Below are 8,745 nucleotides of genomic sequence, written 5' to 3'. Positions count from 1 at the left end.
AGCAGGGCAGACAGCGCAGCCTTGACGTCGTCGCGGCGGCCGATGTCGATATGGCTCAGGGCTTCGATGGCGTCCACCGCACGTGAGGGCGCCAGCGGCATGCCGGCATTGCGCAGCAGCCGCACGAAATGCGTGACGTTGCGCGCGAGCATGGGCAACTGCATCGGCACGGTCGCTTGCATGCGTTACTCCGGCAGCGCGGGGGCCGCCAGCAATTGCTCGATGGTCGGCCTATCCACGCGGGCCAGGTCGTCCTGGTATTTGAGCAGCACGCCCAGCGTGTCCTGCACGGACTGCGGATCCAGTTCCGTCACGTTCAGCGCCGCCAATGCGCGGCACCAGTCGATGGCCTCGGCAATGCCCGGCGCCTTGAACAGGTCGATGCCGCGCAGGCGGTGCACGAAATCGACGGCGCGCTGTTGCAGGCGGGCGGCGGTTTCGGGGGCGCGCTGCGCGACGATCTGCAGCTCCCGCGCCTTGTCGGGATAGCCGATCCATTGATACAGGCAGCGCCGCTTGAGCGCGTCGTGCACCTCGCGCGTGCGATTGGACGTCATGATGACCAGCGGAATCACCTGCGCGCGCACCGTGCCGAATTCGGGAATCGACACCTGGAAGTCGGACAGCAGCTCAAGCAGAAACGCCTCGAACGGTTCGTCAGCGCGGTCGATCTCGTCGATCAACAGAACGCGCGGTGTGTCGGGATGGAGTGGGTCGGGCAGCAGCGCCTGCAGCAGCGGCCGCTTGAGGAGGAATTCGTCGCGGTACAGCGTGTCGGCGCGGGGCTTCTCACCGGCGGCCTCGGCCAGGCGCAGCGCCATGATCTGGCGCGGGTAGTCCCATTCATAGAGCGCGCTGGCGGTGTCGAGCCCCTCGTAGCACTGCAGCCGCAGCAGCGACGTGCCGAGCAGCCCCGCCGCCGCCTTCGCCAGCTCCGTCTTGCCGACGCCGGGCTCGCCCTCCAGAAACAGCGGCCGCTGCATGCGCAGCGCGAGGAACAAGGCCGTGGCCAGCTCACGGCCGGCGAAATAGCCCTGACCTTGCAGTTGCGCGATGCAGTCGTCGATGGAATCGACCGGCATGCCGTTCCTTGGGCGGTGCGCTCAATGATGATGCGCCAACGCCTGCTCAACCGCGCGCGCCGTCAAGACGGGAATGAGGTGCGCCCGATATTCCGGCGAGGCATGCAGATCGCCCACCAAGTCGTCGGCCGGCACCACCACCTTGCGCGCCGCTTCGGATGTAAAGCTGGCCGCCAGCGCTTGCTCCAGCGGCGTGCAACGGAACACGCACGGCGCCGCGCCCGTCACCGCCACGCGCACGTTGTTGCCCTTGCGGCTGATGAATACGCCCACCAGTGCAAAGCGCGACGCGGGGTTGCGGAATTTCACGTAGGCCGCCTGGTCCGGCACGGGAAACTGCACCTCGGTGATGAGTTCATCTGCAGCCAGCGCGGTCTCATACATGCCAAGGAAGAAATCGTCCGCCGCGATGTTGCGCCGCTCGGTGACGACGGTGGCGTTCAGCCCGAGCACGGCCGCCGGGTAGCACGCGGCTGGGTCGTTGTTGGCGAGGGACCCGCCGAGCGTGCCCATGGCGCGCACCTGCTTGTCGCCGATGCCGCCGGCCAGTTCGCCCAGCGCGGGCAGCATGCGGGCGATCTCGGCGCTGTCGGCCACATCGGCATGGCGTGTGGCTGCGCCCACCGTAATCACGCCGGCTGCGTGCGAATGCCCGACATGCCCGGAATGCGCGTGACATCCACCAGCGTTGACGGCTGCGCCAACCGCAGCTTCATCGCCGCCAGCAGGCTCTGGCCGCCGCCGAGGTACTTGGCGTCGGCGTGCGTCTTCAGCGCGGTGACGGCGGTCTGGGCGTCGGTGGCTTTCTGGTACTCGAAGTCGTACATGGTTCGCTCCTCTGCCTAGGCCTTGGCCGCTTGAATGGTCTGCCAGACGCGGTGCGGCGTCGCGGGCATCTGGATGTCCTTCACGCCCAGCGGCGCAAGCGCGTCGACGATGGCGTTGATCAGCGCCGGCGGCGAACCGATCGCGCCCGCCTCACCGCAGCCTTTGACGCCGAGCGGGTTGTGCGTGCACGGCGTGCCTTTGGCGGTTTCCACCGTGAAGCTGGGCAGATCGTTGGCGCGCGGCATGGCGTAGTCCATGTACGAGCCGGTCAGCAACTGGCCGTTTTCGTCGTACACGCACGCTTCGAGCAGCGCCTGGCCGATGCCTTGACCAAGCCCGCCGTGCACCTGGCCCTCGACGATCATCGGGTTGATGATGTTGCCGAAGTCGTCCACCGCAACGAAACGGTCGATGTGCACCTCGCCGGTGTCGGGGTCGACTTCCACCTCGCAGATGTACGCGCCGGCCGGGTAGGTGAAGTTGGTCGGATCGTAGAAAGCGTTCTCGTCCAGCCCGGGTTCGAGTTTGTCGAGCGGATAGTTGTGCGGCACGTAGGCCGTGAGCGCGACTTCGCCAAAGGTCTTGGTGCGGTCGGTGCCGGCCACGCGGAAGACGCCATCCTTGAACTCGATGTCTTCCGCCGATGCCTCCAGCAGATGCGCGGCGATCTTCTTGGCCTTGGCCTCGATCTTGTCGAGCGCCTTCATGATGGCCGAGCCGCCCACGGCAATCGAGCGCGAGCCGTACGTGCCCATGCCGAACGGGATGCGGCCCGTGTCGCCGTGCACGATCTCGATGTTGTCGATGGGCACGCCCAGGCGGTCGGCCACCACTTGCGCGAACGTCGTCTCGTGGCCCTGACCATGGCTGTGCGAGCCGGTGAAGACGGTGACGGAGCCCGTCGGATGCACGCGAATTTCGCCGGCTTCGAACAGGCCGGCCCGCGCGCCCAATGCCCCCGCGATGTTCGATGGCGCGAGTCCGCACGCCTCGATGTAGCAGGAATAGCCCATGCCGCGCAGCCGGCCCTTGGCGCGGGAGGCATCGCGTCGGGCGGCAAAGCCTTTTACGTCGGCCAGCTCGATGGCGCGGTCCAGGCACGGTTCGTAGTCGCCCGTGTCATACGTCAGGCCCACCGGCGTGGCATACGGGAACGTGCGGATGAAGTTGCGGCGGCGCAGTTCAGCCGGGTCGATCTGCAATTCGCGCGCAGCCGTTTCCACGAGGCGTTCGACCACATACGTTGCTTCCGGCCGACCGGCACCGCGATACGCATCGACGGGCGCGGTGTTCGTGAAGACCGCTTTCACTTCGGCATAGATGGCCGGCGTCTTGTACTGGCCGGCAAGCAACGTCGCATACAGGATGGTCGGCACGCTACTGGCGAACGTCGACAGATACGCGCCCATGTTGGCCGTCGTATGCACGCGCATGGCGAGGAAATTGCCCTGCGCATCGAGTGCCAGTTCCGCATGCGTGACGTGGTCGCGGCCATGCGCATCGGTCAGGAAGGATTCGGAGCGCTCGGCCGTCCACTTGATCGGCCGGCCGACCTTTTTCGACGCCCAGGTCAGCGCCACGTCTTCCGGGTACAGGAAGATCTTCGAGCCGAACCCGCCGCCCACATCCGGCGCAATCACGCGCACCTTGGCTTCGGTCAGCCCCAGCACGAATGCCGACATCAGCAGGCGTTCGACGTGCGGGTTCTGGTTGGCGACGTAGAGCGTGTAGCTGTCGTCCTGGCGCGAATAGCTGGCATTGACGGCGCGCGGCTCGATCGCATTCGGGATCAGCCGGTTGTTGACGATGTCGAGCTGCGTCACGTGCGCGGCCTTGGCAAATGCCGCGTCGGTGGCCGCCTTGTCGCCGTGGCCCCAGGTGTAGCAGGTGTTGTTGGGCACGTCGTCGTGGACGGCGGTGCCGGCGGTATCCGCGGTGGCGGTGTCCACCACGGCGGGAAGTTCGTCGTATTCGACGTCGATCATCTCGACGGCGTCCTTGGCGATCTTCACCGATTCGGCCATCACCAGCGCGACCTGGTCGCCCACGTGGCGCACCTTACCTTGCGCGAGCACAGGGTGGGGCGGCTCCTTCATCGGCGTGCCGTCAATGCTGTGGATGAGCCAGCCGCACGGCAGGCCGTTCACCTTGTCGGCGGCCAGGTCGTCGCCCGTGAGCACGGCCAGCACGCCCGGATGATTGCGTGCAGCCTCCGCATTGATGTGCTTGATGCGCGCATGCGCATACGGCGAGCGCAGGAACACCGCGTAGGACTGGTGCGCCTGGACAACGTCGTCCGTGTACTGCCCGGCGCCCGTCAGGAAGCGGAAGTCTTCCTTGCGCTTGACGGCCGCGCCGATCAGGTGATTGTTGGGTTCTGCGGGAGCGTTCATGGTGGTCTCCTCGCTGGGGTCAGGCGGCGTGGGCCCGCGCCGCGGCCAGGCTCTGCAGCGAGGCATCGTCGCCTTCGGCTGCGGCCATGGCTTCGGCCCCGTGCATCACCGCGCGCACGATGTTGTGATAACCCGTGCAGCGGCAAAGATTGCCGTCGAGCTGCTCGCGCACCGTGTGTTCATCGGGATGCGGATGCTGCGCAACCAACGCCGTCGCCGCCATCACCATGCCGGGCGTGCAGAAGCCGCATTGCAGGCCGTGGCATTGGCGAAAGGCTTCCTGCATCGGGTGCAGCGCACCATCTTTCGACAGGCTTTCGATGGTCGTCACCTCGGCGCCGTCGGCCTGCACGGCCAGGATGTTGCAGGCTTTCACCGCGCGCCCGTTCATATGCACCGTGCACGCGCCGCATTGCGCGGTATCGCAGCCGACGTGCGTGCCGGTGAGGCGAAGTTGCTCGCGCAGCAATTGGACCAGCAGGGTATGGGGTTCGACACTGACGGTGACAGGCGCACCGTTGACCGACAGCTTGAGGCTGATCGCCATGGGAGTCTCCTTGGGGGATGGGCGCCGGGTGCCATGCTGTGCGTCTTCCTGGCTGTGAAGATGCGCGCGTGGTCTGGATATCGGTGGTCGCGGCTTTACTCAGTAAAGCACAGGCTAAACAGAAGACAACCGCAGCGCGGTGGGCCGGTCGGAGGAGAAAGGGCGATGCTGCGGCATACAACAACCCATACAAATGCCGCAGAAATGACAAAGGGCCGGAATCCGGCCCTCGATTGACACCAGGCGGTCATGACCTGGCGGGTGTGGCGGCGGGTGTGATGACACACGGCCGGCGCACGGTGCTACTGAAACTGCGATTGCTACATACAGCTAGCTTGGGCACACGCCCATCGACAATAGCGCGGCGGGTTAGGCCTTGGCGGTGCGGTGCGTGCTGAACAGGTTCGCGATTGCCGAGAAGAACTGGGCGAACGAGAACGATTGGCCGCTCGGACGGCGATAGTAGTAGATACCTTCGGACATTTCGCGCTCGATCAGTTCGCGTTCGAGTTGATCGGTCAGCTTCAGGTCGTTCGTGTTTTGCATGATTGGCCTCTTAGGGAAATCCCGGTTAGGGAATACCCTGACTATACACCAGATGATGCAATGCACCATACGTAGGCTTACGTATGCACCCCTTTTGCGCCGTCTCCCGTTGCTCCGCCACCACGCTTGCGTTGCGCCGCACCAATGTGGTGCGAACATCGCTTATTTGACTGGAATGGGCTGGCTGGCCGGAATCGGCACCGCCGTCACACTGTTCTTCGGGCTGCCGGAAATGACCTTGTCCGAATACGTCAGATAGACCAGCACATTGCGCTTGCGGTCGACCGTGCGCACCACGTGCAACGTCTTGAAGACGAGCGACAAGCGCTGCGTGAACATGTCGTCCTGCTGCGGCAGCGGCTTGGCGAAGCTGATTTCGCCGACCTGGCGGCAGGCCACAGCGGCTTCGCTCACGTCTTCGGCCACGCCCAGCGAGCCCTTGATGCCGCCGGTGCGCGCCCGCGACACATAGCAGGTCACGCCCTGCACGAGCGGATCGTCAAAGGCTTCGATGACGATCTTGTCGGAGCCGGTGATGCGGAAATTGGTGCTGACGCTGCCGATGTCCTCGGCGCGGGAGCATCCAACGGTGCTCAGAGCGAGCGCGGCAATCAAGAGGGGAAGTTTGGTGAACGGGCGCATGGCTTTGCGTAGGTAAAAGAGGGTTTGTCAGTCAGAGCAGCGATTCGGGCGGCCAGGATGCGGCGGCCTCGTCTACGAAGGTTGGGCGCATGTCGGTGTGTTGGCGGGAATGCTCTATGCGGCGGTGCAGGGCATCCATGAAGACCTTCACCTTGGCGGGCATCAGGCGGCGGCCCGGGAAGACGGCATACACGCGCATCGGCGGAGATTGGAAATCGGTCAGGACTTCCCGCAGCGCGCCCGAGGCGATCAGGTCCGTTGCAAAGACGGAGGTGATGCGAGCAACACCCAGGCCTGCAATGGCGGCCTGCATGCGCAATTCGCTATTGGAAGTGCGCATGCGGAAGTCCAGCGGCAGGTTGATCGTTTCGCCGCCGGGCGTGCGGAACTGCCATTCGGCTTCGTTGGAGGTGCCGAGGCAGGGCCAATCGGCGAGCTGGTCCGGGTGAGTGAGCGGCCCGAGGCGCTCGAGCAGTTGTGGGGCGACGACGACCGCGCGGCGCAGATCGAAGACGCGCTGGGCGACGAGGCCGGAATCAGGCAGCGGCCCGCGCGGCACGGTCAGCATGATGTCGTAGCCCTGGGCGAGCGGATCGATCTGACGCGGCGCAACGTCCACTTCGATGCGCAGGCTGGTGTGCTCGCGCATGACTTCCAGCACCACCTCGGCGAGCTGCCGGGCGGCAAATTCGTAGGGCATGGCAATGCGCAATGTGCCGGCGGGCGACTGGAACGTCGCTGCGGCGTCTTCCGAAACTTCGCGCAGCCGCTGGAACAATGGGCCGGCGTCGCGCAGCAGGGCTTCGCCGGCGTCGGTCAGGCGCAGGCGGCGCGTGCTGCGCTCGAAAAGGCGTACGCCCATCTTGCCCTCCAGGCGCGACACCGCCGTGCTGACCGACGACTTGGGCAACCCCAGCCGATCGGCCGCGCGCGTGAAGCTGCCGAGCGTGGCCACGGTGCAAAAAGTGTCCCAGTCGTTCCAGTCCGTCGTTCGCATAATTGAACAATGAATTTGTTGGCAGGCGATTTCCGCCGGTTTCGCGGCAAATTACCATCCCTGCATGAACACGCCAAGCACAGACCACACGGTTTCTCCACCGCCTGCACCACGCAAACCCGCTGCCGCATCGACCGTCGGCAGCCGGATGGAACTGCGCATGGTGGGCATGGTGATCGGCCTGGCGACGGGCGTGGACTACATGTCCAACCTGATGTTTTCGATTGCCGGACCGCATATCGAAGGCGGGGTGCTGGCGTCGCAGGATGTGTATCTGTGGGCTGTGACGGCGTATGCGGCCGCGGCCAGCCTGGCGATTCTGGTGATGGGCCGGCTGGCCGATCACATGACGTATCGCAGGCACACGCTGCTGTCGCTGCTGGTGTTCATTGCCGGCACGCTGATGTGCGCCGCGGCCGAGGGCGGCACGATGCTGATTGTCGGCCGGGCGGTGCAGGGGTTTGGCGGCGGCCCGATGCTGTCGACATCGCGCATCTTTGTGCAGCACAGCCCCGCGCACGAACGCCGCACGATGATGAAGGGCATGATCTACGGCATCTTCGGGCTGAGTTGCGTGTCGCCGATGCTGTCGGCAGCGCTCACCGAACAATTCGGCTGGCGCGCCATCTTCGTCGCGCAGTTGCTGGTGGCGGTGGTGGTGTGCGGGCTTGTGGCGGCGTTCTATCCGCATCCGAAGATGCACGAGCGCAAGGGGGATTTCGCCTCGCTCGACTGGCCCTCGGCCATCGCGTTTGGGCTGGCGGCGCTGATTGCATTGCACGGCTTTCAGCAGGCGCGGTTCATTCACCCCGACGGTTCTCCCGCGCAGGTGGTGCCGATCATTGCGGTGGTGGCGCTCATCCTCTGGGTTGGGATTCGGCAGACGGGCCATCCGCTGCCGTGGGTGGACTTGCGGGCCACGCTGCAGCGGCGCTTCCTGATGGGCATGGTGTTCTACGCCATCTATTACATGTTTGCGAGCGCCTGGGGCTTTCTTTCGTCGAGCCTGCTGCAGAACGGATTGGGTTTCCGCTATGAGACCACAGCGCAACTGATGAGCCTGGGCGGCTTGGTGACGGTGGCGCTGGGCATCCTGAACTTTCAGTTGACCAATGTGCTGCCGACCAAGCGCGTGCTGATTTCCATCGGTTTTGTGCTGATGGCGACGGCGCTGCTGTGGATGTCGCATGTGGCCATGCCGGGTGCCTCGGTGGCGGCAGTGGCGCCGGGGTTCATGATCGAAGGCATGGTGGGGATGTTCGTGGTGATCCAGGTCGCGGGGTTGACTTACGTGGATCTGCCGGCCAAGGATTTTGGCCATGCCTATCAGTTCAAGGGAATCATGCGGGCCTGGGCACAGGCCTTTGGGACGATGGGCGCGACGTTGTTGCTCCAGCGCGGGCAGGCGCAGCACCGGACCGACCTTGTGGGACATGTGAGTGCGCTGACGCCGGCCTGGCAGTGGCCGCATCCGTTGCAGGGTTCTGAGTTGATTCGGATTTCGGCGGAGATTGATCGGCAGGCGACGTTATTGGCGGTGGGGGATTTGTTTGCCTGGGGCGCGGTGGTGGCGTTGGGGTGTGCGGGGGGGATTTGGTTGCAGCGGTCGTTGCGGTAGGCGTTTTGGTTGATGTGGTTTTCGTCCCCTGGCGGGGCCGACTTACTTTCTTTGTCTTGCCAAAGAAAGGTAAGCAAAGAAAGGCGCGCCGA

Annotated in this window: 7 protein-coding genes and 2 pseudogenes; 1 reads left to right on the top strand and 8 read right to left on the bottom strand. The window is 65.0% G+C overall.

Annotated features, from left to right (window positions below):
- From FUT88_RS21640 to FUT88_RS21610, 8 genes and pseudogenes are all read right to left on the bottom strand, one after another.
- A pseudogene (locus tag FUT88_RS21640) lies at positions 1-182 on the bottom strand (hypothetical protein); the annotation flags it as partial.
- A 3-nt stretch (positions 183-185) separates the two neighbouring features.
- Positions 186-1,082, bottom strand: a complete 897-nt coding sequence (locus FUT88_RS21635; protein ID WP_147218262.1) for an AAA family ATPase — start codon at positions 1,080-1,082, stop codon at positions 186-188.
- Positions 1,083-1,103: 21 nt separating this feature from the next.
- A pseudogene (locus FUT88_RS21630) lies at positions 1,104-1,909 on the bottom strand (FAD binding domain-containing protein).
- A 15-nt stretch (positions 1,910-1,924) separates the two neighbouring features.
- The gene (locus FUT88_RS21625; protein WP_147218260.1) at positions 1,925-4,303 is read right to left on the bottom strand and encodes a xanthine dehydrogenase family protein molybdopterin-binding subunit; all 2,379 of its coding nucleotides are present in this window, start codon (positions 4,301-4,303) and stop codon (positions 1,925-1,927) included.
- Between the two features lie 19 nt (positions 4,304-4,322).
- Positions 4,323-4,850: a (2Fe-2S)-binding protein gene (locus FUT88_RS21620; protein WP_147218258.1), complete on the bottom strand. Its 528-nt coding sequence runs from the start codon at positions 4,848-4,850 to the stop codon at positions 4,323-4,325.
- Positions 4,851-5,219: 369 nt separating this feature from the next.
- Positions 5,220-5,396: a hypothetical protein gene (locus tag FUT88_RS26280; RefSeq protein ID WP_186829359.1), complete on the bottom strand. Its 177-nt coding sequence runs from the start codon at positions 5,394-5,396 to the stop codon at positions 5,220-5,222.
- A 162-nt stretch (positions 5,397-5,558) separates the two neighbouring features.
- Positions 5,559-6,038 (bottom strand): CreA family protein, encoded by a 480-nt coding sequence (locus FUT88_RS21615; RefSeq protein WP_147218256.1) that lies wholly within the window; start codon positions 6,036-6,038, stop codon positions 5,559-5,561.
- Between the two features lie 31 nt (positions 6,039-6,069).
- Complete coding sequence (locus FUT88_RS21610) at positions 6,070-7,035, bottom strand: LysR family transcriptional regulator (protein WP_147218254.1); 966 nt, start codon at positions 7,033-7,035, stop codon at positions 6,070-6,072.
- A 64-nt stretch (positions 7,036-7,099) separates the two neighbouring features.
- Here FUT88_RS21610 and FUT88_RS21605 point away from each other — a divergent pair, with 64 nt between their 5' ends.
- The gene (locus FUT88_RS21605) at positions 7,100-8,653 is read left to right on the top strand and encodes an MFS transporter (protein WP_147218252.1); all 1,554 of its coding nucleotides are present in this window, start codon (positions 7,100-7,102) and stop codon (positions 8,651-8,653) included.
- The last annotated feature ends 92 nt before the right edge of the window (positions 8,654-8,745 follow it).

Origin of the sequence: Ralstonia sp. TCR112 (assembly GCF_007997035.1) — a bacterium.
Taxonomy (GTDB): Bacteria; Pseudomonadota; Gammaproteobacteria; order Burkholderiales; family Burkholderiaceae; genus Ralstonia; species Ralstonia edaphi.
Note: the sequence above shows the minus strand (reverse complement) of the source record. Positions and strands in the feature narration are given on the sequence as shown.

Excerpts from the sequence above, each read along its gene's own strand:
- FUT88_RS21635 (WP_147218262.1), bottom strand. The coding sequence starts at position 1,082 with ATGCCGGTCGATTCCATCGACGACTGCATCGCGCAACTGCAAGGTCAG.
- FUT88_RS26280 (WP_186829359.1), bottom strand. The coding sequence starts at position 5,396 with ATGCAAAACACGAACGACCTGAAGCTGACCGATCAACTCGAACGCGAA.
- FUT88_RS21620 (WP_147218258.1), bottom strand. The coding sequence starts at position 4,850 with ATGGCGATCAGCCTCAAGCTGTCGGTCAACGGTGCGCCTGTCACCGTC.
- FUT88_RS21625 (WP_147218260.1), bottom strand. The coding sequence starts at position 4,303 with ATGAACGCTCCCGCAGAACCCAACAATCACCTGATCGGCGCGGCCGTC.
- FUT88_RS21615 (WP_147218256.1), bottom strand. The coding sequence starts at position 6,038 with ATGCGCCCGTTCACCAAACTTCCCCTCTTGATTGCCGCGCTCGCTCTG.
- FUT88_RS21610 (WP_147218254.1), bottom strand. The coding sequence starts at position 7,035 with ATGCGAACGACGGACTGGAACGACTGGGACACTTTTTGCACCGTGGCC.
- FUT88_RS21605 (WP_147218252.1), top strand. The coding sequence starts at position 7,100 with ATGAACACGCCAAGCACAGACCACACGGTTTCTCCACCGCCTGCACCA.